Genomic DNA, 24,765 nt, shown 5'->3' on the forward strand with positions numbered 1-24,765 from the left:
GCTCTACCTGGCGAGAATCAGGCTGACATTGCTGCCGCCGAACGCGAACGAATTGCTCATCGCGTATTGCGTGCCGGTGCCGCGCGGCAGCTGGCGCGCGCCGGCGACGAGGTCGAGCGCGGGCAGCAAGGGATCGGCCTCGCCGTCCCACAGATGCGGCGGCAGCGTCGCGTTCTCGCGCGCGAGCGTGAGCCACGCGAAGCCGAGTTCCGTCGCGCCAGCCGCGCCGAGCTGATGGCCGGTCAGCGGCTTGGTGCCGCTCGCGGCGACGCCGTCGGGGAACACGCGCGCCATCAGATGCGCTTCCATTTCGTCGTTCTTCTGCGTGGCGGTCGCGTGCAGGTTCACATAGCCGACCGCCGACGCCGCGATGCCCGCGTCCGCGAGCGCGTCGCGAAGCGCGAGTTCACCGCCGACGCCCCGCGGGTCCGGTGACGAAATATGATGCGCGTCGCTCGATTCGCCGAGGCCCGCGAGCCGCACCGCCGCTTCGTCGCGGCTCATCAGGAACACGGCCGCGCCCTCGCCCACGTTGATGCCGCGGCGATTGCGGCTCATCGGGTTGGTGCGCGCGCTGCTGGTCGATTCGAGCGACGCAAAACCCTGCACCGTCAATTCGCATAGCGAATCGACGCCACCGACCACGACCGCATCGCACAGCTGCAATTGCAGCAGCCGACGCGCCGAGGCGAACGCCTTCGCGCTCGACGTGCACGCGGTCGAAATCGTAAATGCCGGTCCCTGCACGCCGAGCGCGGCGGCCGCGAATGGCGCAGCGGTGCCGATTTCCATCTGCCGGTAGTTGAAGCTGCCCGGCAACTCGCCGGCTCGCGCCTGATAGACGAACGCGGTTTCGGCCGCCTCGATGCCCGACGTGCTGGTGCCGAGCACGACGCCGATGCGCCCCGGGCCGTAGCGCTCGCGCGCGGCTTCGATCGCGGGCGCGATCTGCGCGAGCGCCGCGAGCAGCAGCCGGTTGTTGCGGCAGTCGTAGCGCGCCAGATCGGCGCGCGGCGCGAGTTCGAGCGGCGTGAGCACGCTGCCGACGAACGCATCGCCGATGCCGGTATGCACGTTGCCCATGCCGGGCGAGCGCGCGGCGGCGAGCGCCGGCACGATCTCTTCGACGTTGCCACCGAGCGCGTTGATCATGCCGAGCGCGTGCAAATAAACTGTTGGCGCTTTCATGCCGCCCTCCGTGATTCCGATGACCTGCCCGATGACTCGAGCGGGCGCGCTGCCGAAGGCATGCCGATAGGCGCGAGCAGCACCGCGACCGCGATGCCGAGCGCGAGCGTGGTGCCGAAGCTTTTGAGCGCGGGCATCGCGCTGACGCCGAGCATGCCGAACGACAACAACGTGGTCGCCGCCGACAGCAACACGCCGGTCCACACCGCGCCGAGGTCCGCGTCCGCGCGCGCGCAGCCTTCGCGCAGGAACACCGCATAGTTTGCGCCGACGCCGAGCACCAGCATCAGCGCGAGCCAGTTGAACAGATTGAGCGGCACGCCCGCGTAGCCGAACACCGCCAGCGCAACGCCGACCGCGAACAGCACGGGCAAGGTCGTGGCGATGCCGCCGCGCACCCCGTAGCGCAGCGTCAGCAGCACGCACACCAGCACGAGCGCGCCGCCGAGCCACCAGCCGCTATCCACGCGATACGCGCCGAACAGCTTCGACACGCTCGCGGCCTTGTCGACGAACACGACGCCGGGCAAGCCGTGCGCGATCGCGACCAGCGCGGGCTCGTTACTCGGCGTCACGCCTTGCGGGATCACGACGGCCGCATAGCTTGCTTCATGCGCCCGATTTCCGTCATTCGATTCCACCGCGCCGAGCCACAGATGCCGATACGGTTGCGACCACGGCGCCGCGAGCCAGCGCTCGACGCTCAGCGGCGCGGGCGGCTGAGCGAAGCCGGCGAGCCACGCATCGGCGACTTCGTCCTTGAAGCCTGCTTGCAGCAGCGTCGCGCGCAACGCGGCGGAGTCGCCGAACACATGCCGTGCGAGCAGCGCGCGATCTTCGCTCTGACGTTGCGCGGACGGCACGAACTGTGCAACCGACTGATAGCCGCCGACGCTATCGGCGGTGCCGTTCAGTGCATCGAGCTTCGCGCCGAGCGCTTCGGCGCGTTGCAGCACCGCTTCCTCGCTTGCGCCGCGCACGACGAAAAACTGCGCGCTGTTATCGACGCCGACCGCCTCACGCACCGTGTCTTCCTGCGCGGCCAGCGACGCGTCACGCTGGATCAGCAGATGAATGTCGTCGTCGCTGGTCAGACGCAGCCAGCCCGGCACCGACGCGATCAGCAGCAGCGCGGCGACCAGCCACGCGCGCTTGCCGCCGAGCGCATGCTGCCAACGCGCGAGCAGCCGCGCCGCGCCCGCGAACAGGCGTCGCGGACTGCGCTTCGGCGCGCGCGTGAGCAGCGCGGGCAGCAGCCACAGCACCGACGCGAACGCGGTCGTGATGCCCGCCATCGCAAAGCACGCGATCTGCTTCAACGCGGGGAACGGCACCCACATCAGGATCGCGTAGCCGAGCAGGCTCGTCGTCAGCGCCACGCTCAGCGCGGGCCGCACGCTACGCGCGCCGCGCCGCGCATCCCAGTCGCGGCCCGCGCCGAGATAGACGACGAAGTACTGGATCGAATAGTCGACGGCTTCGCCGATCAGGCTCGCGCCGAACACGAGCGTCAGCAGGTGCAGCTTGCCGAAGATCAGCAGCGTCGCCGCGAGCGCGCAGACGATGCCGAGCGCGGTCGATACGAAGCCGAGCAGCAACAGGCGCGGCGAGCGGAATACCCACATCATCAGCAGCGCGATGCCGGCGAGCGACGCGATGCCGATCACGTGCACCTCGCGTTCGGAAGCGCTGCGCGCGGCCTCGGCGTAGAACACGGCGCCCGTGCGCGCAACCGATACATCGGCAAACTGCTGATGCAAAGTGCTTTGCGCATCGGCGAGTGCCGCCTGCACCGCGCGCTGCGTCTTCGTTTCATAAGCCGAGCCCGGCAGCGTCGCGATGATCAGCACGCCGGTCGTATCGCCATGCGCGCCGTGACGATGCGACACCAGCAGGTTGTCCTCGACTTCGAGATTCGACGTCGCGAGCGGCAGGTCGCCGAGCCAGCGTTCGAGCCAGCCGAACGGATCGTCGGCGAGTTGCGTGCTGAGGCCGCCTTGCAGCGGGCTGTAGATGCGCTGCGCGAGCATGTCGTGCAGGGTCGCCGGGCTCGCGCTCGCGAGCGCGGTGCGATCGGGCGGCGCGAGCAGGCCGAAGCGGTACGGCAGATACAGCGCCGGGATCTGCGACAGATCGAACGGCGGCAGTTCGGCGGTCACCGACGCGAATGCGCCGCTCTTTTGCAGCGTCGCGCCCAGTTGCTTCGCGGCCGCTTTCGCGTGCGCATCGTCGTGGCTCGTGACGAGCAGCACGGTGCGATCACCGAGCGCGCTCGCGAGCGTGTCGACCGCTTTTTCGGCGACCGGGTCCGCTTCGGTCGCGGGCAGCAGCGCGAGCAGATTGGTTTCGAGCGGCGACGCGCCCGCGAAGCGCCAGCCGCAATACAGCGCCGCCAGCAGCGCGAGCACGAGCCATGCGGCACGCACGCCCCATGCGCGTTTCGCGACTCGCTGCTGCGGCATGTCCATCAAGGCGCTCCGAACAGGCTGCGCTCGTCGGGCGTCGGCTCGGCGACCGCCGCGCTGTTCGCGAACTCGAGCTTCGTCGTGTCGCCGTTCGCGAGCGTGATGCGCAGGCTTTGCAGATAATCGCCGCCGCTCATGTCGAGGCCCTTGATCGATTGCGCAAGCTGCGGCTGATTCGGCGTGAGACGCATGCGCCATTGCGCGGCGCTGCCTTCGGCACTCACGTCGAACTGCGAGTACAGCGCTGATAGATCGCCGCCGAGCATCGCGCGCATCATCTTCGACACCTGCGCGACGCCGCGCGTGCCTTGCGCGCCATGTGTGCCATTCGCGCTCGCGCGATGGCCGCCGGCGTCGACCTGCGCGACGCCCGCATCGGTGATCACGTAGGTGGCCTTGTACGGCGTGTCGATCTGCCAGATCACGCCGCGCTCACGGAAGAACAGCAACGTGCCGTTGCTGACGAGCGGCTGCTTCATCGCGGCGAGCGTCTGCGTCTGCGTGAATCGCGCGCGCACGCCCTTGGGCTGCGCGAGATGCGCGGCGATCTGCGAGACGAGCGCGGCGTTGGCGTCGTTGGCGGCATGGGTTGTCGGGGTCGTGTCGCCCACGGTGGCCGCATCGGCCCCGACGACCCAGGCCGCCGCCAACGCAAGCGCCCCTATCACGCCAATCGCGCCCGCCAGCCGCGACACGTACCGGTTCATCGTCCCCATACGCGCTCCAGCTTTTCGAACACGACCGGCGGCGACACGAACTGCAATTCCTCGGTGGCGGCATCGACGGCAACCTGGATCGTATAGCCCTTCGTGAGCCGCGCGCCCGACCCGCAATCGACGATTTCATAGCCTATTTTCAGGCGGTTTTCGTATTCGAGCAGTTCCGCGCGCACTTCGAGCTTCTGGCCGTACACGGCGGCCCGCACGTACTTCAGATGCGCCTCGACGATCGGCCATAGATAGCCGGACGCCCGCATCTCGCGATAGTCGTAGTCGAACGCGCGCAACAGCGCCGCGCGGCCCAACTCGAAGTACTTCAGATAATTGCCGTGCCAGCACACGTTCATCGCGTCGACGTCGTGAAACGGCACTTCGACGGTCGCGCTCGCGGCGAGCACGTGCTGCGTTTTCGCGGGCTCATTCATGCGTTGACTCCCTGGCGATCGTCCGCCATGTCCAGCAGTTCGCACGCGGCAATGCGCGCGGTGAGCTCGCGCAACTCGCCTTCGAGCGCGCGGTCCTCGTCGACGAACGGCGAATGCGCGCCCACCTCGTCGATGAATGCGGCGAGCGGCGTCGGCACCGGCGTCGCGCTGTCGATCCGCAAGCGCAGATGCACAGCCTGCACGGTCGCGAGCGTGTGCGCGGCGGCGACCTGCTCGGTCAATTCGAGCACACGCAGGCAGTCGCGCGCGGCGATCGTGCCCATGCTGACCTTGTCCTGATTGTGCGCCTCGGTCGAGCGCGAAAACACGCTCGCGGGCATCGTGTTCTTCAGCGCCTCGGCGGTCCATGCGGAGGTCGAAATCTGCACGGCCTTGAAGCCGTGATTGATCGCCGCGCGCTCGGGCGCCGCGCCCGACAGATTGCGCGGCAAGCCGTTGTTGAAGTTGACGTCGACCAGCAACGCGAGCTGCCGGTCCATCAGATCCGCCAGATTGGCGACGGCAACCTTCAGCGCATCCATCGCGAACGCGATGTGGCCGCCATAGAAATTACCGCCGTGCAGGATGCGTTCGTTGTCGGGATCGACGAGCGGATTGTCGTTCGCGCTGTTCAGCTCGTTTTCGACGTCGCGGCGCACCCAGCCCAGCGCATCGCGCGCGACGCCGATCACGTGCGGCGCGCAGCGAATCGAATAGCGGTCCTGCAGACGATGTCCGGGCGTGTCGGCGCGGCCGGCCAGATCGGCGCGGATCCATGCGGCCGCTTCGGCCTGGCCCGCGTGCGGCTTCACCTCGAACAGCGTCGCGTCGAAGTGCGCGGCGCGGCCGTCGAGCGCGACGGTCGCCAGCGCGGTCAAACGGGCGGCCAGCCGCGTCAGATGCCCGGCGCGCGCCACCGCGAGACACGCGAGGCCGGTCATCACGGCCGTGCCGTTCATCAGCGCGAGGCCTTCCTTCGGCGCGAGCGTCAGCGGCTCGACACCAAGCTCGGTCCATACGTCGCGCGCCGCGCGCAACGCGCCGGCGTACCGCACGTCGCGCTCGCCCGCGAGCGCTGCCGCCACGTACGACAGCGGCGTCAGATCGCCGCTCGCGCCGACCGAACCCTCGGATGGAATGCGCGGCAACACGCGATGATTGATCAAGGCCGCGAGACGTTCGAGCAGCACGGTACGCACGCCCGAAAAGCCGTACGCGAGCGAATTGAGACGAGCGGCGATCACGGCGAGGGTTTGCGCATCGTCGAGATACGCGCCCATGCCGCAGCCGTGATAACGCGTCAGTTGCAGCGGCAATGCCTCGACGAGCGCCATCGGCACGTCGACCACGCAGGCGTCGCCATAGCCGGTGTTGACGCCGTACACGGTCGCGCCGGCGGCCAACTGGCGGCGCAGGAATGCCGCACCGCGCTCGATGCGCGCGCGCCATGCGGGATCGTCGCTCAGCACGACGCGCGCCCGCTGCCGCGCAATCGCGACGACCTCTTCGATCGTCAGTCGGCGCGCACCGACGACGACCGGCGCCAAATCGGCAGAGGCAGAGGCAGAGGCAGCGGCTGCGGCAGCGGCGTCCATATTCGCGGCGGTATGCGCATCGACAAGCACGGGTCGCATCACGTTCAGATCATGTTCGGCCATTCGCGCCTCGCTTGGGGCTGGCCCAGAAATCGAAGAAGTTGAACCATTGATAAGGGGCCTTGCGGCAATAGTGTTCGAGGCGCAGCGCGTAGCGTTGCGCCCACGCGGCCAGATGCTGCGCGCGTTCGCGGCGCGGCAGTTCGATGCGCTCGGCGAACGGTTCGAAGTACATCCGATAGCCGTCGCGTTCTTTCAGGCAGAAGAACAGGTAGACCGGACAACCGAGCGCATGTGCGAGCACGTAGGGTCCTTGCGCGAACGGCGCGCTCGCGCCGAGAAATTGCGCGTCGGTGGTGCGTCCCGCCTCGCGCGCCGGCACCCGATCGCCGACGATCACCAACAGCTCGCCCGCATCGATGCGCTGCTGCATCAGCACCGCGGTCTCGGGACCGAAATCGCCGACTTCGAGCAGATGCCGCGCGAACTCGCGATTGGACGCCGCCAGCACCTCGTTGAAGCGGCGCGCATGCTCGGTGTAGACGACCGCCGTGACCTTCGCGTGATCGCCGCGGATGGCGAGCGCGCGCATCATCTCCAGATTGCCGAGGTGCGCGCCGATCACGAGCGCGCCCTTGCCGCTCGCGATCAATGCTTCGAACGCCGCGGGATCGTCGAACGTGACGTCGGTGTCGTCGACCCGACCGGTCCACGCGGCGAGCTTGTCGAAGCCCGATTGCGCGAACGCGAGCATATGGCGATACGCGGACAGCCAGCCCGGGCGCGGCGTATCCGCGGACGGCGCGACCGCGTTCAGATGCGCGAAGTAGTTGTCGGACGCGGCGCGCGCGGCGCGGCCCGTCAGCAGAAAATACGCGACGACCGGATGCAGCCACAGCGCGGTGAAGCGGCGGCCGAACAGCTTGCAGCTCAGCGCGAGCAGGCTCATGCCGAGGCGGCTGCCGCGTTCGGCGATGCGCCACCAGGCTTCGGGCCGGGGTTCGTCGGCGCGCTCGTCCGCTGTATCCGCCGGCGCGCCACGGCGCGGCATCACCTTGTGCGCGAGCAGCATCGGCAGACGCCACAGCATGCCGAACACGAGCCGCGTATGGCTGCGGCTGATGCGCACGTTGTCCCACAGCACGTCGAAATGCGACACGCCGTCGGACGCATAGGTCACGCGCGTCGGGATCGAGCGGAACGCGGCGCGCCGCCAGTGCAGTCGCACGAGGATCTCGATGTCGAAGTCCATGCGGGTCGGCAGCCGCACGCTATCGATCAGCTCGCACGCGAGCGCGAGCGGGTACAGACGAAAGCCGCACATCGAATCGCGGATCGTCAGCGAGAGCGTCTCGATCCATACCCACACGTGGGTCAGATAGCGGCCGTACAGACGCGCCTTCGGCACGCTGTCGTCGTAGACCGGACGGCCGAGAATCACCGCGCCGGGTTCGGCGCGCGCGGCATCGAGAAAGCGCGGCACGTCGGTCGCGTCGTGCTGGCCGTCGGCGTCGATCTGCAGCGCGTGGGTATAGCCCGCGGCGCGCGCCGCGCGCAAGCCCGCCATCACCGCCGCGCCCTTGCCGCCGTTTTCGGGCAGACGCAGCAGCGTCATCTGCTGCGCGTATTGCAGCGCGAGCGCGGCGAGCACCTGCTGGGTCGGCTCGTCGCTGCCGTCGTCGACGACGAAGATCGGCAGGCCGTGCACCGCGAGATTCGCAACGGTCGCGCCGATCGCGTCCTTGTGGTTGTAGATCGGAATGACGATGCAGGGCGCGAACTTCATCACGCGCCCTCCCGATGCACGAGCAGCCCCGACGCGCATTCGCGTCCGTCGAGCCGGTACGCGAACTGCACACGCCGGCGCGCGGCGTCGTAGGTGAGCGTGAGCTCGAGCACCGCACCGGGCGACACCGGCGCCATGAACTTCAGGCGATCGACCGACGCCACCTCACGCACCCGCGGCCAATGCCCGGCCGCGAGCCGCGCCGCCCAGTCGACCTGCACGACGCCCGGCAGAATCGGCAAGCCCGGAAAGTGTCCGGCGAAATGCTGCAGTGACGGCGGCACGCGCAGCACGTAGTGCAGCGTTTCGCCTACGCGCAGGTCGCCTACGCGCGATTCGGCGAGCACTTCCATGCCCTCGGCGAGCGGCGCGAACGCGGCCGCCACCGCGCTCGCGGGCAGCTTGCCGCGCGCGTCGAATGGCAGGCTCACACGAAAACGCCAGTGACGCGGCAGCACGACCGCATCGAAGTAATCGGCCAGATGCCGGCGCAGCGTTTTGGCGAGCGCGACGCGGCCGTCGTTGCGCAACGCCGCGCCGCCAGCTTCGGTCAGCGCGACCACCGCGCCGACCCGTTCGCGCGACGCGCCTTCGAGCGGCACCAGCGCCGCCTGCGCGACATAGGGATGCAGCGCGAGGCGCGCTTCGAGCTCCGGCAGCGAAACGCGCTTGCCGCCGAGCTTCAGCACGCGGTCGAGGCGCCCTTGCAAACGGAAGCGCCCGTCGGCATCGAACGCGATGCGATCGCCCGTGCGGTGCCAGCCGTCGCGATCGAGATGCGGCGAGCGCACGCATAGCGCGCCGTCGTCGTCGCGGCGCACCTCGACGCCGGCGACCGGTTGCCACGCGTCGCCCTGATCCTGGCGCCGCCACGCGATCCCGCCGGTTTCCGTGCTGCCGTAGATTTCGAGCGGCGCGGCGCCGTAGCTCGCCGCATAGGCCCGCGCGGCGTCGGCCGCAAGGGGTCCACCCGACGAAAAGAACGCGCGCGGCACGGGCGTCAGCGTGGCGAAGCCCGGCAACGCGGGCCAGCGCGACAGCTGCGCGGGCGTCGACACGACCGCCGTCGGGCCGCATTGCGCGATGCGCGCCTGCAACTGCAGCGGCTCCATGCCGATCGCGCGATCGAACGCGCGGCCGGCCGCGAGCGGCCACAACACGCGAAACAGCAGACCGTAGATATGGTGATGCGGCACGCTCGCGAGCATCGTCGCGTCGCCGAGCAAGGCGCCCCACTGCTGTTCGAGCGTATGGACTTCGGCGTTGAATTGCGCGAGCGTCTTGCGGATCGGCTTGGGCGTGCCGCTGCTGCCGGACGTGTAGAGCGTCAGCGGTGCGTGCGGATCGATAGGCTGCGCGGGGTGGGCCGTCACATGCGTCGCCGCGACGAACGGCGGCAGGTCCGCATCCGTGAGCAGGAAGTCGTAGGCGTCCGCGAGATCGGCGAGATAGCCCGGCGTCGCATTGGCCGGAATCACCGGCTCCTTGCCGCACGCGAACAGCGCGAACAGTGCGCAGGCGAACTCGAACGGATCGTCGATACAGAGCGCGCAGCGCCGCGCGTCGTGGCTTCGCACGAGCTCGATCAAGCCCGCGACGCGCGCGCGAAACGCCGCGCGATCGAGCAGCACGGCGCCGTCGCGGCACACCGGTGCGGCTGGCGTGGCAAGCGCGGCTTCGGCCGACAACAGATCATGCAACGCGATCATCGGGCCGACTCCGAACCGGCACGCGCGGCGCGCGGCAGCACGAACAGGCGTCGCCACACGTATTCGCCCGCCAGCAGCACACCGATCAGTCCATAGGCGATCGCACCGTTGTACAGCGACCAGGCCGCGCGGCTCCAATAGAGTGCGGTATAGGCGGAAAACGCGCCGTTGAGCACGAAAAACGCGCACCAGACCTGGGTCACGCGCCGCGTATAGTTCACCGCGCCCGGCGGCAGATCGGGACTGCCGAGGCGCGCGAATTTTTCGATCATCGACGGCCCGCGCACGAGCGTTGCGCCGAACGCGATCAGCAAACCGAGATTGACGAGCGACGGATAGAAGCGCAGCAGCAGTTCGCTATCGGTGACGACGATCGTCGCCGACGCGCAGCTCAGCATCGCCACCACGCTCCAGTCGAGCGTGGAGAGCTGCCGCAGCGACATCGCAACCGGACCGCCGCCGGCCCAGCGCTGCAGCCACAAAGTAGCCAGCAGCATGCCGCCGACGAGACGCGGCGCGTCCCAGTGCCATGCGCACAAGATCAGTGCGGGGTAAGCCAGTTTCAGCAGCACCTGCACGACGGTCCTGCTCCAGTGAGGCCGCACGGCGGATTCGCTTGCGGCGGGACGCGGCTCCGACATCTGCGTGCGCGGGTGCGCGGCCGGCATCAGCCTTGCGCCGCGAGCAGCGATTCGACCGCGCCGATCACGTCGCCGACCGTGCGCACGGACTTGAATTCCTCCGGCTTGATGCGGCGGCCCGTCATCTCCTGCAGCTTGATCGCGAGGTCGACCGCGTCGATGCTGTCGAGGTCGAGGTCTTCGAACAGGTGAGCGTCGGGCGTCACGCGCTGCGGCTCGATCGCGAAGTTTTCCTGAAAGATCGCGCGGATGCGCTCAAGAATCTCAGTCTCGGACACGATTAAACCCCCTTCCTTGCGGTTTCGTTCGCAGCGTGCGCCGCTTCGCGCTGACTTTCGACCAACGCGGCGAGCGTGTTGATCGAGCGGAAGTGCTCGCGCGTGCGTTCGTCGTTCGCCGCGATGGTCAGTTGGTATTGTTTGCGCAGCACGATGCCGATCTCGAGCGCGTCGATCGAATCGAGACCAATGCCGTCGGAACCGAACAACGGGGCGTCGTCGTCGATATCGGCGGGGCTCAGGTCTTCGAGATCGAGGGCTTCGATCAGAAGCCTTTTAATTTCCAGTTTTAAAGAATCCATAATCGAACAGGTGCTGGGTAATGTGGGCTTCTACGGCATTCGTCACGCTGCGCGCCGCGATGGCCGCGGTGGTGTCATGCGCGGCCAGCTCGTCGACGCCGAGCGGCGCGAGCACGTTCACTCGCATCCGGAAAGCGCGCGCCGGCACGTCGTACCAGCGCATCTGCCGCGTGAACGCGGGCGGATCGCAATCCATCAGCACCGGCACGATCGGCGCGCCGGCCTTCAGCGCCATGTGCGCGAAACCGCGCGAAAACGCGTGCAGCCGGTTCGGCGCGGGGCTGCGCGTGCCCTCCGGAAAAATGATCATCGTGTAGCCGGCCGCGAGCTGCTTCGCGCCGGCCTCGACGAGCGCGATCGCGTCCGCATTGCTCACGTATTCGGCCGCGCGCACGATGCCCCAGAAACATGGGTTGCGCCAGTGCGCGTGCTTGACGACGCAGCACGCGCGCGGCGTCAACGACAGCAGAACCATCACGTCGAGGTAAGTCGGGTGGTTCGCGACCACGATCGCCGGTCCGCCCGCGCGCAACGCCTCGCCGCCCGACACTTCGAGTTCCATCACGCCGAGACCGCGCAGCACCGCGACGAGCGCGCGGAAAAAACGGTGAATCACGACCGTCACCGCGCGCTGCCGCGACGCGCGATGCGGCCACAACCACGCGAGCGGAAACACGAGCACGGAAAACAGCACGCCGCACACGCCGAACCCGACGAAAGCCAGGCCCGTCGCGCAAAAACGCCATGCGTAATCAAGCCGCGCGCTCATCCCACCTCCAGTGCCACAGCGCGCCGGCCCGCTGCCAACGCGCGGGCTGACCGGTTTCGAGGCAGTGCAGCAGCGCCTGGCTCTGGGTCGGAAAGCTCGCGGCATCGCTCAACGCGGTTCGCGGCTCGTCGGGTTGCCCGGCCACCTGCTCGTCGGCGCGGGTCAAGGAGCAAACAACGTGCCCGGCTGACGCATGCTTGTCGAGCAACAGCGCGATCGCACCGCCCTGCACTTCGTCTTCGATCGTGCCGTACGCGAGATCGGCCGGTTCGTCGGCATAGACGAGCAACACGGGCGCATCCGGTTGCGTCGCGTATTGCGCGTACGCTTCGAGCAGCGCATAGCCGAGCGTTTGCTCACCAGCCGATACCGCGCTCGCGGCCGAGCGGTCGCCCCGTGCAATCCCGAACACGCCGGTCATCGCGTTCAACACCGACAGGCTGAAGGCGGTTGGCGACACCGGCTCGCCCGCGCTGATGCTGCGCAGGATGTCGGTGGTACGCCGCAATTCCCCGTGCCGCGACGCAAACACCACGCGCGCGGGTTCCTGCGCGACGCAGTCGTGAGCGACCTTGAGCGCTACCTTGGACAGCGTGCTGAGACGCCGCCGCACGATCGGCTCGATGAAGCCGATATCGGGTGCGGCAGACGAGGTAGCCGGCCAGCTAGACCAGCGACCGACCGGAATGGTCCAGTGCAGATCGGGCATATGGTGTTCGCGCGTAGAAACGGGGAAGGGGCTCAAGCGCCTGACGGAATACGCATCCGTCACAGCGAGCGGCGCCGCGCGGATCGGGAGGTTCCAGCCGGGATCGACCAGTCTTGTGGGGAGTGCAGCATGACCGGCGATCGCGCCCGATTTGTCAGGCGCCCCTGACAATCGGTGTAGTGGATGGCGGCTCGGGCTCCTTTTGTGGCCGAATAGTACCGGATATTTTGAAGCAAATCGTCGAGGAAAGACGTATCCATCTGTATCCGCGCCCTGCCCCCGACACGTCGCCGGACGATTTGACCCGGCCGGCCGCGGCGCCGCACCGGAAGGCGGATTCGAGCGGTGGCGCTCGCGTGGCGGCGGCGCCGAACGCCATCGAAAAACCTTTCATTCTTCTTTCCCCGGAAACCTTGCAGAGCGATAACAGCGACGCCGCACCGTCCGCGCAAACAACATTCGCGGCTACGCCGACGCCGCTCCTGTTATACTCCGCCCCTCATTGGGGAGTAGCCGCCCCGCGGCACGTCCGCACCGCTTCGCCGGTGCGTCGCACGTGTGGTTCGCGGGGGCGACTGTCAACAGACTTGGCCGGCACGGCCATGGCAGTCGCAGCCTCTGGCCTGGCGAGACCGATGATCCACACGCGCCGCAACAGGGCCCGGCGTGTCGTGGGTCGTCGCTCGTTCATCTTCGGCCCGAGGAATCCATTCAACGTGACTCAAGCTTTTCTCATTTCGACCGGCGCGGTCGCGCTCGCCGAGATCGGCGACAAGACGCAACTGCTGTCGCTCGTGCTGGCCGCGCGCTATCGCAAGCCCGTGCCGATCATTCTCGGCGTGCTCGCGGCGACGCTGATCAATCACGCGGGCGCCGGCGCGCTCGGCGCATGGCTCGGCTCGATGCTGACGCCGACCATCATGCGCTGGGCGCTGGCGGCGTCGTTCATCGGCATGGGACTGTGGATTCTCGTGCCCGACAAACTCGACGACGAGGAAGCCAACACGAGCCGCTCCCACTTCGGCGTGTTCGGCACGACGGTCGTCACGTTTTTCCTCGCGGAAATGGGCGACAAGACGCAGATCGCGACGATCGCCCTCGCCGCGCGCTTTCACGATTTCTTCGGCGTGGTGGCGGGCACGACGCTCGGCATGATGATCGCGAACGTGCCGGCGATCCTGCTTGGCGATCGCTTCGCGCATCGTCTGCCGACGAAGCTCGTGCACGGCATCGCCGCGGTGATGTTCGTCGTGCTGGGCGCGCTGGCGTTGTTCGGAGTCGGGGTCTGAGCTACTGCGCGGCTTTAGGCGCCGATGCCGCTGGCGCGGGTGGTGCCGCCGCCGGCAGCGACACTTCGTTCGCATCCGCGCCGCCGCCGAGCGGAATCTTCACGGTGTGCACGGCGCCGTTGGCGAGCGGGAAATCAGCGAGCGCGCTACGCGCCAGATACGGCATCGCCCGCACCAGCGACGACTCGTCGCCGAAATTGCGCGCCGTCACGTTGTAGACCTCCCGGCCGCTCGCGCGCTCGGTGATCCGGATGCCGAGCAGATGCGTGAACACCGGGTAGCTCTGGTTCACATACGTCGACGGGAACGGCCCCCACGGTCCCCACGGATCGAACGGTCGCCCCCAGTAAGGACCGGGCCACGGGTTGTAGTAGACCGGCTGCGCGACAGTCACGATGTCCGAACGGATGCCATAGGCGAGCTCGACCAGATAGCGCGCGTCGTCGTGCGCGACTTCGCGGAACGAGTGCACGGCGAGCTCGTTCGCGACGATCCGCTCGTACGCGCTCAGTTCGAGATTGTTCTTCTGATCCTCGTGCCGCGTGAACGCATAGGTACGGGTCGCGTCGCTGCCGCTCCAGTCCGAGAACGCCGTGACCTGTGTCGTCACGTAGGTCGTGCAGCCGGACAGCAGCACCGTCAGCGCGACGAACAGCAGCGCGACACGGCGGGTCCATCGATCGATGCTCATGGTCTGCCTCGTGATGCCTGTGGGTTGCATCGTTTTGCTTCCGTTAAAACCTTGATTGCGCCGCGAATCTTCCGTCGCGCGATCCGCGGGCCGGTTGGCGATGCCTCGCCCGCGCCAAGCGCGGCGCCCGATAATACGCTGACCTCGCCGGCCGGCAAATGGTTCTTCTTCTGCCCGGCGAGACCGGCCGCGCTGCCCGGCGCCGAAACCCGGCCTCCATCCCTGCCGCACGATTGCCCGAGGCTTTGTACAATGACTCGACCAAAGCCCGGCTCGCGCGCCATTTGCGCCCGACCGCTCGAGTACACCACCACAGAACGCCATGGCCGATACCGCAACGCCCAATGTGATCCGCCGCGCCGATTACGCGCCGCCCGCCTTCCTGATCGACACCGTCGCGCTGGAGTTCGATCTGGTCCCCGAACGCACGGTCGTCAGGAATACGATGCGTGTGCGCCGCAACCCGGATGCGTCGCGCGCCGCGCATTTCGAACTGATGGGCGAGCAGCTCGAGTTCGTCAGCGCGGAGATCGACGGCAAGCCGTTCCCGAACGCGCACCCGCACGAGCACGGCCTGCTGCTCGACGACGTGCCGGACAGCTTCGAGCTGACCCTCACGAGCGTCTGCAATCCCGCGGAAAACACCACGCTGTCGGGGCTGTACGTATCGAGCGGCAACTTCTTCACGCAGTGCGAGGCCGAAGGCTTTCGCCGCATCACCTACTTCCTCGACCGCCCCGACGTGATGGCCAGCTTCATGGTCACGCTGCGCGCGAGCAAGGCCGACTACCCCGTGCTGCTGTCGAACGGCAATCTGCTCGAAGAAGGCGAGTTGCCCGACGGCCGTCATTTCGCGCGCTGGGAAGATCCGTTCAAGAAGCCTAGCTATCTGTTCGCGCTCGTCGCGGGCAAGCTCGTCGCGCTCGAAGAACGCGTGAAGACCGGCTCGGGCAAGGAAAAGCTGCTGCAGGTGTGGGTCGAGCCGCACGATCTCGACAAGACCCGCCACGCGATGGATTCGCTGATCCACTCGATCCGCTGGGACGAAGAGCGCTTCGGGCTCGAGCTCGATCTTGACCGCTTCATGATCGTCGCGGTCAGCGACTTCAACATGGGCGCGATGGAGAACAAGGGGCTCAACATCTTCAACACGAAGTACGTGCTCGCGAACCCCGAAACGGCCACCGACACCGACTTCGCGAACATCGAGGCGGTGGTCGGCCACGAGTACTTCCACAACTGGACCGGCAACCGCGTGACCTGCCGCGACTGGTTCCAGCTGAGCCTGAAGGAAGGCCTGACGGTGTTCCGCGACCAGGAGTTTTCGGCCGACATGGCGGGCGGCGCCACCGACGAAGCCGCGCGCGCGACCAAGCGCATCGAGGACGTGCGCGTGTTGCGTCAGATGCAATTCGCCGAAGACGCGGGCCCGATGGCACATCCGGTGCGCCCGGAGAGCTACGTCGAGATCAACAACTTCTACACGATGACCGTCTACGAGAAAGGCTCGGAAGTCGTGCGGATGTATCAGACGCTGTTCGGCCGCGACGGTTTTCGTAAGGGCATGGACCTGTACTTCAAGCGCCACGACGGCCAGGCGGTGACCTGCGACGACTTCCGGCACGCGCTCGCCGACGCAAACGGCCGCGACCTCGCGCAATTCGAGCGCTGGTATAGCCAGGCCGGCACGCCGCGCGTGTCGGTGCGCACGCGCTATGACGCCGGGCAGCAGCGCTACAGCCTGACGCTGCGCCAGGGGTACGGCGATGCCGTGCCAGCCGCGCGCGAAACGCAGAAGGGACCGCTGCTGATTCCCTTCGCGATCGGTCTGATCGGCAGGGACGGCCGCGATCTGCCGCTGCAGCTCGACGGCGAGGCGAAGGCGTCGGAGTCGACCACGCGTGTGCTCGAATTCACGCAGACCGAGCAGACCTTCACGTTCGTCAACGTCGGGCAGGAACCGCTGCCGTCGCTGCTGCGCAATTTCTCGGCGCCGGTGATCGTCGAATACGACTACACGGCCGAACAGCTCGCATTCCTGCTCGCGCACGACAACGATCCGTTCAACCGCTGGGAAGCCGGCCAGCGCCTCGCCACCCGCGAGCTGCTCGCGCTGGCCGCGCGCGCGGCCACGGGCGCGGCGCTGCAGCTCGACGACTCGGTGGTCGCCGCGTTCGCGCGCGTTTTGACCGACGAGACGCTGTCGCCGGCGTTCCGCGAGCTCGCGCTGATGCTGCCGTCCGAAGCGTATCTGGCCGAGCAGATGGCCGAGTCGAATCCGGCCGCGGTGCATGCGGCACGGCAGTTCGTGCGCAAGCGCCTCGCCAATGCGCTGCACGACGACTGGCTCGAGGTCTACGAGCAGCACCGCACGCCGGGTGTCTATGAAGCGACGCCCGAGGCCGCCGGTCATCGCGCGCTGAAGAATCTCGCGCTGTCGTATCTGACCGAGCTCGACGATTGCGCGGACGCCGTGCGTCTCGCGACCGCGCAATATGAAGGCGCGAACAACATGACCGACCGCGCGGCCGCGCTGTCGGCGCTGCTCAACGCGGCCGCGCCGCAAGGCGGCAGCCCCGAGGCGCAGCACGCGCTCGATGACTTCTATCGACGCTTCGAAAAAGAGCCGCTCGTGATCGACAAATGGTTCGCGTTGCAGGCCACGCAGCGCGGCGTCGCACAGCGTCCGGTGATCGAGACGGTGCGCAAGCTGATGACGCATCCTGCCTTCAACCTGAAGAACCCGAACCGGGCGCGTTCGCTGATTTTCAGCTTCTGCGCGGCGAACCCCGCGCAGTTCCACGCGGCCGATGGCTCCGGCTACGCATTCTGGGCCGAGCAGGTGATTGCGCTCGACGCGCTCAATCCGCAGGTGGCCGCGCGCCTCGCGCGCTCGCTCGAACTGTGGCGGCGCTTCACGCCGGCGCTGCGCGACAGCATGCGCGCGGCGCTCGAGAAAGTGGCCACGCAGGTCAAGTCGCGCGACGTGCGTGAGATCGTCGAGAAGGCGTTGGCGTGATGCCTCGCTGAGTTCTCGAGTTGCATCGGAAAGCCGGCACGCGTTGCCGGCTTTTTTTCGCGCTTTTTTCGGCTTTTTTCGGCAATGGGCTGCGTTCACGCGGCGCGTGACGCGCCGTTGGCCGTTTGGCTGACTGTTCATCGGACGTCGTCGGGACGAGAGTATACGCACACGTTTAATGGTTTACATTTAACGCAGAGCGTTATACTATTCGATGATCACGACATTCGCAGACAAGGCCACTGCAAGAATATTCCAGGGCAAATTCGTACACACGCTGCCTCACTCGATCCAGGGGCTGGCGCATCGCAAGCTGCTGATGATCGACGCCGCGAGTTCCATCGCGAATTTACACGCGCCGCCAGGAAACCGGCTCGAAGCCCTGCAGGGCCAGCGCAGCGGGCAATGGAGCATCCGCATCAATGCGCAGTGGCGCATCTGTTTTCATTTCGTCGGCGAAGACGCGCTGAATGTCGAGATCGTCGACTATCACTGACTTCTGGGAGACCGACATGGTCATCAAACGCTCCGCGCTCAAAAGCATCGATTTCTCCGATATCGATTCGGGCGCGGCCATCGCCGAGATCCACCCGGGCGCAATTCTGCGCAGCGAGTTCCTCGAGCCGCTCGGCATGTCCGTCAACGCGCTCGCGCTGGCGCTGCGGGTGCCGGCGCCGCGCATCAACGACGTCGTGCGCGGCCGCCGCGCGATCTCCGCCGATACCGCGCTGCGGCTCGAGCGCTACTTCGGCGCCAGCGCACAGTTCTGGCTCAATCTGCAAATCGCCTACGACCTGCGCGTCGCCACCGCCGCCGCGGGCGAGCAGATCGAACGGGAAATCGAACCGATGCCGCGCGCCGAGCGCCCGAAGCTGCCCACCGTGCCCAAGGGACACGCCCGGGCCGCGGCCCTCGCGGCCAGCGTCAGCGGCACCGTCTCGGCCAAGGCCCGCCGCAAGACCTGATAGTGGCCGTGCGACCAAAAGCACAGAGCCGACACAACGAGCGGTTAAAATCCCATCATTCCTCTAGCCTTCCCGGAGTACAGCAATGTCTTTGCAACGTCGTACCACTCTCTCGAAGTACCTGATCGAGCAGCAGCGCGAAACCAACAACCTGCCCGCCGACCTGCGCCTGTTGATCGAAGTCGTCGCGCGCGCGTGCAAAGCGATCAGCTACCACGTCAGCAAGGGCGCGCTCGGCGATGCGCTCGGCTCGGCGGGCAGCGAAAACGTCCAGGGCGAAGTGCAGAAGAAGCTCGACATCCTGTCGAACGAAATCCTGCTCGAGGCTAACGAATGGGGCGGCAACCTCGCGGGCATGGCCTCCGAGGAAATGGAACAGTTCTTCCCGATTCCGGCCAACTATCCGAAGGGCGAATATCTGCTCGTGTTCGATCCGCTCGACGGCTCGTCGAACATCGACGTCAACGTGTCGATCGGCACGATCTTTTCGGTGCTGCGATGCCCGGACGGCCATCAGCCCACCGAGCAGTCGTTCCTGCAGCCGGGCACGCAGCAGGTCGCCGCGGGCTATGCAGTGTACGGCCCGCAAACGGTGCTCGTGCTGACCACCGGTAACGGCGTGAACTGCTTCACGCTCGACCGCGAGCTCGGCTCGTGGGTGCTCACGCAAAGCGACATGCGCATTCCGGTCGAAACGCGCGAGTACGCGATCAACGCATCGAATGAACGCCACTGGTATCCGCCGGTTCAGCAATACATCGGCGAACTGAAAGCGGGCAAGGAAGGTTCGCGTCAGGCCGACTTCAACATGCGCTGGATCGCGTCGATGGTCGCCGACGTGCATCGCATCCTGAATCGCGGCGGCGTCTTCATGTACCCAGCGGACAAGCGCACACCGGACAAGCCGGGCAAGCTGCGTCTGATGTACGAAGCCAATCCGATGGCGTTCATCGTCGAGCAGGCGGGCGGCGCCGCAACCAACGGCGAGAAGCGCATTCTCGACATCCAGCCGAAGAGCCTGCACGAGCGCGTCGCGGTGTTCCTCGGCTCGAAAAACGAGGTCGATCGCGTGACCCGCTATCACCTCGAAGCTAAACAGTGATCTTGATATAAAAAATGCACACAGGGGCTTGCCAAGGCACTGAAGTAGTCCCTATAATCTCGTTTCTCCTGATGCCGGAATAGCTCAGACGGTAGAGCAGCGCATTCGTAATGCGAAGGTCGGGGGTTCGATTCCTCTTTCCGGCACCATCAAGTTTCAAGCAAAAAGCCCAGTCCTCGTGACTGGGCTTTTTGCTTTTCTGTCGCGCGCTTGCATTGCGTCGCACGATCATCCGAATCGCGCGCCGTTGCGCGAGCCACTGCTGATCAGGAGACGGGCGCCATAGGCGCCGTCCCGACTTTCGATTCCACTCCCCTATTGAGCCATGGCTGCGCCTTACCGATCATCGCGCGGCGCCACGTCGAGGCTCAACGCACGGCTAGCCTATTCGGGAGCGCGGAGCGGGTCGTACGACCGCGGCATCGCGAGGTTGCGCGCGACGACGGTATCGGCCGGCGCGGCAGGCTGCTGGTGTGGCGCGCCGTATGCGGCTATCGCTTGCGCGGGTGCCGACGCGAACCACAGGATCTTGCCGGCGCACTCGATGCCAACCTGACGTCCGTTCCAGTAGACAGCGTTTTCCATCGCGATCTCTCCCTGAACAATGAAGACTGTCATCATCCGCGCCGCACGTCGCGCGACCGTATGCCAACGCACATCGGACGATCAATAGTCGCTTCAATCATAGGAAACCTGGCGCGCTGTGTCTGACTTGTCACCAAGTGAGGGCCTTTTGTCACAGCAATGCGGGAATGCGTTTGCTAGCCAACTATGAGCCAGTTAATTAACGACAAAAATCTATAAATAGTGTTTGGCGCGGTCAACGCGACGCGGAATCTGCCGTTTACAAAGAATTAGGCCGGCAGTTATGCAATCGGCAAATTACGAACGTTCAGTTCATAAAAGCGAAAATCTTGCCGATGCGGCGATGCACAAGTTTTGTCACGTCTTATTCACACTCAAGTGTTAAGTGCAAATATCGACCGGTCGTGCTGAAACCCAGGCCAGGAAGGGAATGGCGGAGCGAGCGGGACAGAGGTGATTTCGCGCTGGCAATTAAGCGGATCAGGCAGATCGCGAAAGCCAAGCGATAGTCAGACGATAAATTTTATTCAATCCCTCTGCTGATGTGTCGGCTTGTGCCGTTAAAGCAACAGAGTGTGTATGACTCGCATCGGACACTGGTGCGACGCGGGGAACGAGGCCGATAATCGGTTCGCAAAGGAGAAAGATCATGGATGCCAAACCACCGAAGATTCCGACCCCGGACAAAGTTTTTTACCCGGATCCGGAACCTGTGGCCGTCGAGTTTCTGGGAGCCGAGCTGCCTGAGCATGTTCGCGCTTTCTTCGACGAACAACGCAAGTCGTGCGACCCGAAGTAACGGACCACTGGTGCGGCGCAGCATTCGCGCTCGTTGAATTCACGGGCAGCGAATACTCGCGCCCTCATTACTACGCGTCAGACACCTCGGTCATGACGCTGGATCAGTTCGCCTGATCCGTGCTGCAGCGCTGGGCCACGCGGCTCAAGCGTGCGAACTCGTGCGTCCTCCTCGCGCCGACCTTCCCTCTCCGACGATCCGTGTGAATTGGCCCGATACGCGCCGTTTGCCTGGCATCATTTATTCTTCTGGTTTTTCAGTCAACGGCCGCCCGGCCGAGTTCACTCCATGAATCGTTTGCATCGCTTCGGCGTCTCATGCGCGCTCGCCATCGCCGCCACTGTCGCCTTCCCGCCCGCCCCCGCCCTCGCCGAAGGCGACGACACCGCGCTCACCAACCTGATCGCACTGGTTTCGCAGCGTCTTGCGCTTGCCGAGCCGGTCGCGCGCTGGAAGTGGGCGAACCATCAGCCGATCACCGATACGCCGCGCGAAAACGCGCTGCTCGCCGAAGTGGAAAAGCGTGCCGCGGCGGCGAACGTCGACCCGGCGTTCGCCCGCGAGTTCTTCCGGGATCAGATCGAGGCGAGCAAGGACGTGCAGAACGCGCTCTTCGCAAACTGGCGCAGCACCCAGCCGCCGCAAGGTCCCGCACCCGATCTCGCGACCAGCACGCGACCGCAGCTCGACAAGCTGACGCAATCGCTGATGGCGAGTCTCTCGCGCGTGCAGCCGCTGCGCACGGCGGAGGATTGTCCGTCGCGCGTCGCGCAATCGCTGGCTAACTGGAAAGCGCTGACGCGCTATGACTCAACGCACTCGAGCGCGCTGACGCGTGCGCTAGGTCACGTGTGCGAAACGGGTGGGGTCGGCGCGACCGGCTGATGCCGGCAACGCCACGGCGCGTGCACGCCGCATGAGCGTCACGCGACGATGCTCGACTCGGGCGTGTCGCGCGACACGCTCAACGGCATCACGCGCAAGCCACGCGCCAGATGGCTTTGCAGGATACGGTACGTCGAGAGTTCGAACGACCCCGCCATCATCGACGCATGCAGCTGCGCCGCCTGGACGAGCGACGGCGCGTGCCCGAGGTAGCGCCAACGATCGACCACATGAAAGATGCGCTGCGCGTCCTCACGCTCCTCGAACACGATGGGCCCCTCGAATGGCCACGGCGCGTTCGCGGGGTCGCTCTTCGTCACACGCGGCAAGCGGTTGTGTCCCGGCCGCAGCGTTGCGATCCACTGCGCCTCCGCGAGCATCGCGCCGAGTTCGCCGCCAGTCGCGCGCCATTCGACGCGTCGCACCAGCTGCGCAAGCCGCATATCCTTCGATGAACGGCGCTCGCCGGTCAGATGCGAGCGCAGCCGCTGACGCACGCGCACGCTGCGGCCGACATACAGCGGCGCATCGCCTTCGCCATAGAACGCATACACGCCACAGCCCGCCGGCGCGGTGTCGAGCAGATCCTCGGTGATGTCGTCGGCGAGCCGATAGCGCCGCGTCGTGCGCTCGATCTGCGCGCGCAGCGCTTCCAGCGGCACCAGCGTCGGCAGACGCTGCCAGAACTGCCAGATCAGATCGGCGTCGGCGAGCGCGCGGTGGCGGTCGGACGGCACCAGCGCATGGCGTTCGACGAGCGCATCCAGACCGTGGCGCTTTTCGCCGGGAAAGAGCGCGCGCGACAGACGTACCGTGCACAGCACGTCCGGATCGAACGCGATTCCCGCCCGACGAAATTCGCTGCGCAAAAATCCGCGATCGAAACTCGCGTTGTGCGCGACGAACAGCTTGCCGGTCAGGCGCTCGAACAGCGCGGGCGCGATCGACTCGAACGTCGGGGCGCCGCGCACCATGTCGTTCGTGATGCCAGTCAGCTGCTGGATGAACGACGGAATCGGCTGCTGCGGGTCGATCAGGCTGCTCCAGCGTGATACGCCAGCCGGCCCGACTTCGACGACGCCAACTTCGGTAATGCGGTGCTCGCTGGTGGAGCCGCCGGTCGTTTCGAGGTCGACGAAGACGATCGGTGCATCGAGTGCCGGTTCCGGCGAAAGCAGTTCAGACATGGGACAAGGGATTCGGACGCATGAATTTGCGGCAAGTATGCACCAGTTGGACGTGGCGCATCCAGGTTGCGGTGCGTGCGCGGGTGGAAACTGTGCGTCGGCATAGGCCGTCGAATATGCGCCGCTACCCCGCAGACGCTTGAACAGTCCATTAACCCGGACGTGGTCAGTTCGCTTCGATCCATTATCTTCCGACAATAATGCGTATTGCTGAACCATGCAGTTACAGAATCTCGAACTCGCGGGGGCATCTGAATGAAAATAAAAACCCTCGCACGACGGCGAGGGTTTTTCACTTCAGACCGCGGGACGGCGTGCCCGGCGCAGCGTATTCACAGCGGCTGAATGTTGGCCGCCTGTTTGCCCTTCGGGCTGGTCTTGATTTCAAACGACACACGCTGGTTTTCCTTCAACGACTTGAAGCCCTCGCTGCGGATCTCCGAAAAGTGCGCAAACAGATCCTCGCCCCCCGAATCCGACGTGATGAAGCCAAAACCCTTAGCATCGTTGAACCATTTGACGACACCAGTTTCCATTTCCTGTTTTCCCTCTGTGATTTATCCAAAGCGGGCAATGCCCTTGAATCGATCTAGCCCCGATTCAGTTGCCTATATTCTGATTGAGACTAAAACCAGAAACCAGCCAATGAAATTCGGCTTTGCCGTTATACGGGGAACAGAGAATGGCCGTCAAGTAAACTTTTCACATGCGTTTAGCGCATAAAAAGATAAGATTTCAAATCAAGTGGATATAGGTCACTCCGTCAAATTTACCTGGAGGAATATGCCTGACCCTCTGAACGGAAAAATTTTCGGCGATATGCAAAGCAAATGTAACAAAATCCATCTTTGCGTAAGTGTTTGTCCGACTTGTTGCGGCGCGGCCCCGCTCGCATGATGCAAACCAGTTGTAGCGATGCGCATCAGGAGGTTGCCATGCTGTTCAAGGAAATCCGCCATCTCTTCGCCTGGCTCACTCATTCGCACGCCAAGGTCATACCAGACCAACCCGCACGGACCGCGGATTCATCCACCGTTTTCGACTTCGATCCGATGTGGCACGGAGACCACTGGCAGAACCTGCTCTCCTCGCCGATGGATGCGCGCCGCTATGTGATGGAAGACTGGAGCGCGTCCGCCCCGACGGACTGGGACGACGCGGAAGGCGCCGCGCCCGCTCATTAGGCGAATCCGCGAAGGTCGTCCGCCATAAAAAAAAAGCGCGACTGGAAGGTCGCGCCGACAAAGGTTTGGAGATCTTTTTCGTCAACGAAAAAGTCTGCTTCGGAAAGCAGAAATTACAGTATAGCGGCCATATGCAATTTCGATTATTCGCACAATTAACAATCGTCTATTGCCGCAATAACAACAATCTTTTTATCGCATTTTGTCCCGTTGTTTTTCCGCCTCGCTCGGTGTCGCGAATCAGCAACGCGCTTTAGGAACATTCAGCCGCCGAATCCGCCGAGTCGGGCGCAAAGCCTTTACACATAAGGCTCGAACGGCAATTAACGATCGTTTCTCCTTGCGTAATACTTTATTGCGCTAATCGGAACGCCAACTCCTGGAAGTGTCTCTCTACACTCTGCCTAATCGGAAACCGGCGCGAATCTGGTCAACGCGCTTCTCATGCGAATTCCGCCTCTCGCAGCGCTCGC

General features: G+C 65.5%; 24 protein-coding genes, 1 tRNA gene and 1 riboswitch. Of the genes, 9 read left to right on the top strand and 16 right to left on the bottom strand.

Features of this window, described 5'->3' with window-relative positions; genetic code table 11:
* Positions 1-3: 3 nt before the first annotated feature.
* From L0U84_RS15145 to L0U84_RS15200, 12 genes are read right to left on the bottom strand one after another with little or no spacing between them, the layout of a single operon-like run.
* Positions 4-1,188, bottom strand: coding sequence for a beta-ketoacyl-[acyl-carrier-protein] synthase family protein (locus L0U84_RS15145; protein ID WP_233850893.1), 1,185 nt, complete (start codon positions 1,186-1,188; stop codon positions 4-6).
* Positions 1,185-3,656, bottom strand: coding sequence for an MMPL family transporter (locus L0U84_RS15150; protein ID WP_233850894.1), 2,472 nt, complete (start codon positions 3,654-3,656; stop codon positions 1,185-1,187). The genes L0U84_RS15145 and L0U84_RS15150 overlap by 4 nt, the downstream gene beginning before the upstream one ends.
* Positions 3,656-4,369, bottom strand: a complete 714-nt coding sequence (locus L0U84_RS15155) for a LolA family protein (protein ID WP_233850895.1) — start codon at positions 4,367-4,369, stop codon at positions 3,656-3,658. The genes L0U84_RS15150 and L0U84_RS15155 overlap by 1 nt, the downstream gene beginning before the upstream one ends.
* Positions 4,357-4,797, bottom strand: coding sequence for an acyl-CoA thioesterase (locus L0U84_RS15160; RefSeq protein WP_233850896.1), 441 nt, complete (start codon positions 4,795-4,797; stop codon positions 4,357-4,359). The genes L0U84_RS15155 and L0U84_RS15160 overlap by 13 nt, the downstream gene beginning before the upstream one ends.
* Complete coding sequence (locus L0U84_RS15165) at positions 4,794-6,455, bottom strand: HAL/PAL/TAL family ammonia-lyase (protein ID WP_442794009.1); 1,662 nt, start codon at positions 6,453-6,455, stop codon at positions 4,794-4,796. The genes L0U84_RS15160 and L0U84_RS15165 overlap by 4 nt, the downstream gene beginning before the upstream one ends.
* Positions 6,442-8,178 (bottom strand): glycosyltransferase family 2 protein, encoded by a 1,737-nt coding sequence (locus tag L0U84_RS15170; RefSeq protein WP_233850897.1) that lies wholly within the window; start codon positions 8,176-8,178, stop codon positions 6,442-6,444. The genes L0U84_RS15165 and L0U84_RS15170 overlap by 14 nt, the downstream gene beginning before the upstream one ends.
* Positions 8,178-9,887, bottom strand: coding sequence for an AMP-binding protein (locus L0U84_RS15175; RefSeq protein WP_233850898.1), 1,710 nt, complete (start codon positions 9,885-9,887; stop codon positions 8,178-8,180). The genes L0U84_RS15170 and L0U84_RS15175 overlap by 1 nt, the downstream gene beginning before the upstream one ends.
* A complete protein-coding gene (locus tag L0U84_RS15180; RefSeq protein WP_233850899.1) occupies positions 9,884-10,555 on the bottom strand; it encodes a hypothetical protein in 672 nt (223 codons plus the stop codon). Before L0U84_RS15180 ends, L0U84_RS15175 begins: the two co-directional genes overlap by 4 nt.
* Positions 10,555-10,806, bottom strand: a complete 252-nt coding sequence (locus L0U84_RS15185) for an acyl carrier protein (RefSeq protein ID WP_129961494.1) — start codon at positions 10,804-10,806, stop codon at positions 10,555-10,557. Before L0U84_RS15185 ends, L0U84_RS15180 begins: the two co-directional genes overlap by 1 nt.
* Before the next feature lie 2 nt (positions 10,807-10,808).
* A complete protein-coding gene (locus tag L0U84_RS15190; protein ID WP_233850900.1) occupies positions 10,809-11,108 on the bottom strand; it encodes a phosphopantetheine-binding protein in 300 nt (99 codons plus the stop codon).
* On the bottom strand, positions 11,083-11,877 hold the full coding sequence (locus L0U84_RS15195; RefSeq protein ID WP_233850901.1) for a 1-acyl-sn-glycerol-3-phosphate acyltransferase: 795 nt from the start codon (positions 11,875-11,877) through the stop codon (positions 11,083-11,085). Before L0U84_RS15195 ends, L0U84_RS15190 begins: the two co-directional genes overlap by 26 nt.
* Entirely contained in the window at positions 11,861-12,586 is a 726-nt protein-coding gene (locus tag L0U84_RS15200) for a beta-ketoacyl synthase chain length factor (RefSeq protein ID WP_233850902.1), read from the bottom strand. Before L0U84_RS15200 ends, L0U84_RS15195 begins: the two co-directional genes overlap by 17 nt.
* A 492-nt stretch (positions 12,587-13,078) precedes the next feature.
* Positions 13,079-13,292, top strand: a riboswitch (yybP-ykoY riboswitch).
* 10 nt (positions 13,293-13,302) lie between these two features.
* On the opposite strand from L0U84_RS15200, the gene L0U84_RS15205 reads away from it, so the two are divergent.
* Entirely contained in the window at positions 13,303-13,875 is a 573-nt protein-coding gene (locus L0U84_RS15205) for a TMEM165/GDT1 family protein (protein WP_233850903.1), read from the top strand.
* Position 13,876: 1 nt separating this feature from the next.
* On the opposite strand, the gene L0U84_RS15210 is transcribed toward L0U84_RS15205, so the two are convergent.
* Entirely contained in the window at positions 13,877-14,566 is a 690-nt protein-coding gene (locus L0U84_RS15210) for a DUF4136 domain-containing protein (protein ID WP_233850905.1), read from the bottom strand.
* Between the two features lie 322 nt (positions 14,567-14,888).
* Here L0U84_RS15210 and pepN point away from each other — a divergent pair, with 322 nt between their 5' ends.
* The 5 genes from pepN to L0U84_RS15235 all read left to right on the top strand — a co-directional run bounded on the left by pepN (position 14,889) and on the right by L0U84_RS15235 (position 19,801).
* On the top strand, positions 14,889-17,585 hold the full coding sequence (gene pepN / locus L0U84_RS15215) for an aminopeptidase N (RefSeq protein WP_233850907.1): 2,697 nt from the start codon (positions 14,889-14,891) through the stop codon (positions 17,583-17,585).
* 214 nt (positions 17,586-17,799) lie between these two features.
* Entirely contained in the window at positions 17,800-18,081 is a 282-nt protein-coding gene (locus tag L0U84_RS15220) for a type II toxin-antitoxin system RelE/ParE family toxin (RefSeq protein WP_233850909.1), read from the top strand.
* Positions 18,082-18,097: 16 nt separating this feature from the next.
* Complete coding sequence (locus L0U84_RS15225; protein WP_233850911.1) at positions 18,098-18,550, top strand: HigA family addiction module antitoxin; 453 nt, start codon at positions 18,098-18,100, stop codon at positions 18,548-18,550.
* A gap of 85 nt (positions 18,551-18,635) precedes the next feature.
* Positions 18,636-19,652: a class 1 fructose-bisphosphatase gene (locus L0U84_RS15230; RefSeq protein WP_233850913.1), complete on the top strand. Its 1,017-nt coding sequence runs from the start codon at positions 18,636-18,638 to the stop codon at positions 19,650-19,652.
* Positions 19,653-19,725: 73 nt separating this feature from the next.
* Positions 19,726-19,801: transfer RNA gene (locus tag L0U84_RS15235), tRNA-Thr, on the top strand.
* A 235-nt stretch (positions 19,802-20,036) separates the two neighbouring features.
* On the opposite strand, the gene L0U84_RS15240 is transcribed toward L0U84_RS15235, so the two are convergent.
* A complete protein-coding gene (locus L0U84_RS15240; RefSeq protein ID WP_233850915.1) occupies positions 20,037-20,237 on the bottom strand; it encodes a hypothetical protein in 201 nt (66 codons plus the stop codon).
* A 649-nt stretch (positions 20,238-20,886) separates the two neighbouring features.
* Between L0U84_RS15240 and L0U84_RS15245 the strand changes: the two genes are divergently transcribed.
* Complete coding sequence (locus tag L0U84_RS15245) at positions 20,887-21,036, top strand: hypothetical protein (RefSeq protein WP_008921206.1); 150 nt, start codon at positions 20,887-20,889, stop codon at positions 21,034-21,036.
* Positions 21,037-21,324: 288 nt separating this feature from the next.
* A complete protein-coding gene (locus L0U84_RS15250; RefSeq protein ID WP_233850916.1) occupies positions 21,325-21,921 on the top strand; it encodes a chorismate mutase in 597 nt (198 codons plus the stop codon).
* A gap of 38 nt (positions 21,922-21,959) precedes the next feature.
* Here L0U84_RS15250 and L0U84_RS15255 read toward each other — a convergent pair whose 3' ends face one another.
* Positions 21,960-23,108 (bottom strand): exonuclease domain-containing protein, encoded by a 1,149-nt coding sequence (locus L0U84_RS15255; RefSeq protein ID WP_233850917.1) that lies wholly within the window; start codon positions 23,106-23,108, stop codon positions 21,960-21,962.
* 332 nt (positions 23,109-23,440) lie between these two features.
* Positions 23,441-23,644 (bottom strand): cold-shock protein, encoded by a 204-nt coding sequence (locus tag L0U84_RS15260; RefSeq protein ID WP_129962756.1) that lies wholly within the window; start codon positions 23,642-23,644, stop codon positions 23,441-23,443.
* A gap of 399 nt (positions 23,645-24,043) precedes the next feature.
* On the opposite strand from L0U84_RS15260, the gene L0U84_RS15265 reads away from it, so the two are divergent.
* Positions 24,044-24,292 (top strand): hypothetical protein, encoded by a 249-nt coding sequence (locus tag L0U84_RS15265; protein WP_233850918.1) that lies wholly within the window; start codon positions 24,044-24,046, stop codon positions 24,290-24,292.
* Positions 24,293-24,765 lie beyond the last annotated feature (473 nt).

It is taken from the genome of Paraburkholderia sp. HD33-4 (genome assembly GCF_021390635.1).
Classification (GTDB): Bacteria; Pseudomonadota; Gammaproteobacteria; order Burkholderiales; family Burkholderiaceae; genus Paraburkholderia.

Bases quoted from the DNA above. Each gene is read 5' to 3' on its own strand.
- L0U84_RS15195 (WP_233850901.1), bottom strand. From the start codon at position 11,877: ATGAGCGCGCGGCTTGATTACGCATGGCGTTTTTGCGCGACGGGCCTG.
- L0U84_RS15160 (WP_233850896.1), bottom strand. From the start codon at position 4,797: ATGAATGAGCCCGCGAAAACGCAGCACGTGCTCGCCGCGAGCGCGACC.
- L0U84_RS15190 (WP_233850900.1), bottom strand. From the start codon at position 11,108: ATGGATTCTTTAAAACTGGAAATTAAAAGGCTTCTGATCGAAGCCCTC.
- L0U84_RS15265 (WP_233850918.1), top strand. From the start codon at position 24,044: ATGCTGTTCAAGGAAATCCGCCATCTCTTCGCCTGGCTCACTCATTCG.
- L0U84_RS15260 (WP_129962756.1), bottom strand. From the start codon at position 23,644: ATGGAAACTGGTGTCGTCAAATGGTTCAACGATGCTAAGGGTTTTGGC.
- pepN (WP_233850907.1), top strand. From the start codon at position 14,889: ATGGCCGATACCGCAACGCCCAATGTGATCCGCCGCGCCGATTACGCG.
- L0U84_RS15150 (WP_233850894.1), bottom strand. From the start codon at position 3,656: ATGGACATGCCGCAGCAGCGAGTCGCGAAACGCGCATGGGGCGTGCGT.
- L0U84_RS15175 (WP_233850898.1), bottom strand. From the start codon at position 9,887: ATGATCGCGTTGCATGATCTGTTGTCGGCCGAAGCCGCGCTTGCCACG.
- L0U84_RS15210 (WP_233850905.1), bottom strand. From the start codon at position 14,566: ATGAGCATCGATCGATGGACCCGCCGTGTCGCGCTGCTGTTCGTCGCG.
- L0U84_RS15255 (WP_233850917.1), bottom strand. From the start codon at position 23,108: ATGTCTGAACTGCTTTCGCCGGAACCGGCACTCGATGCACCGATCGTC.
- L0U84_RS15250 (WP_233850916.1), top strand. From the start codon at position 21,325: ATGAATCGTTTGCATCGCTTCGGCGTCTCATGCGCGCTCGCCATCGCC.
- L0U84_RS15200 (WP_233850902.1), bottom strand. From the start codon at position 12,586: ATGCCCGATCTGCACTGGACCATTCCGGTCGGTCGCTGGTCTAGCTGG.
- L0U84_RS15170 (WP_233850897.1), bottom strand. From the start codon at position 8,178: ATGAAGTTCGCGCCCTGCATCGTCATTCCGATCTACAACCACAAGGAC.
- L0U84_RS15230 (WP_233850913.1), top strand. From the start codon at position 18,636: ATGTCTTTGCAACGTCGTACCACTCTCTCGAAGTACCTGATCGAGCAG.
- L0U84_RS15225 (WP_233850911.1), top strand. From the start codon at position 18,098: ATGGTCATCAAACGCTCCGCGCTCAAAAGCATCGATTTCTCCGATATC.
- L0U84_RS15220 (WP_233850909.1), top strand. From the start codon at position 17,800: ATGATCACGACATTCGCAGACAAGGCCACTGCAAGAATATTCCAGGGC.
- L0U84_RS15180 (WP_233850899.1), bottom strand. From the start codon at position 10,555: ATGCCGGCCGCGCACCCGCGCACGCAGATGTCGGAGCCGCGTCCCGCC.
- L0U84_RS15145 (WP_233850893.1), bottom strand. From the start codon at position 1,188: ATGAAAGCGCCAACAGTTTATTTGCACGCGCTCGGCATGATCAACGCG.
- L0U84_RS15240 (WP_233850915.1), bottom strand. From the start codon at position 20,237: ATGGAAAACGCTGTCTACTGGAACGGACGTCAGGTTGGCATCGAGTGC.
- L0U84_RS15245 (WP_008921206.1), top strand. From the start codon at position 20,887: ATGGATGCCAAACCACCGAAGATTCCGACCCCGGACAAAGTTTTTTAC.
- L0U84_RS15165 (WP_442794009.1), bottom strand. From the start codon at position 6,455: ATGGCCGAACATGATCTGAACGTGATGCGACCCGTGCTTGTCGATGCG.
- L0U84_RS15155 (WP_233850895.1), bottom strand. From the start codon at position 4,369: ATGGGGACGATGAACCGGTACGTGTCGCGGCTGGCGGGCGCGATTGGC.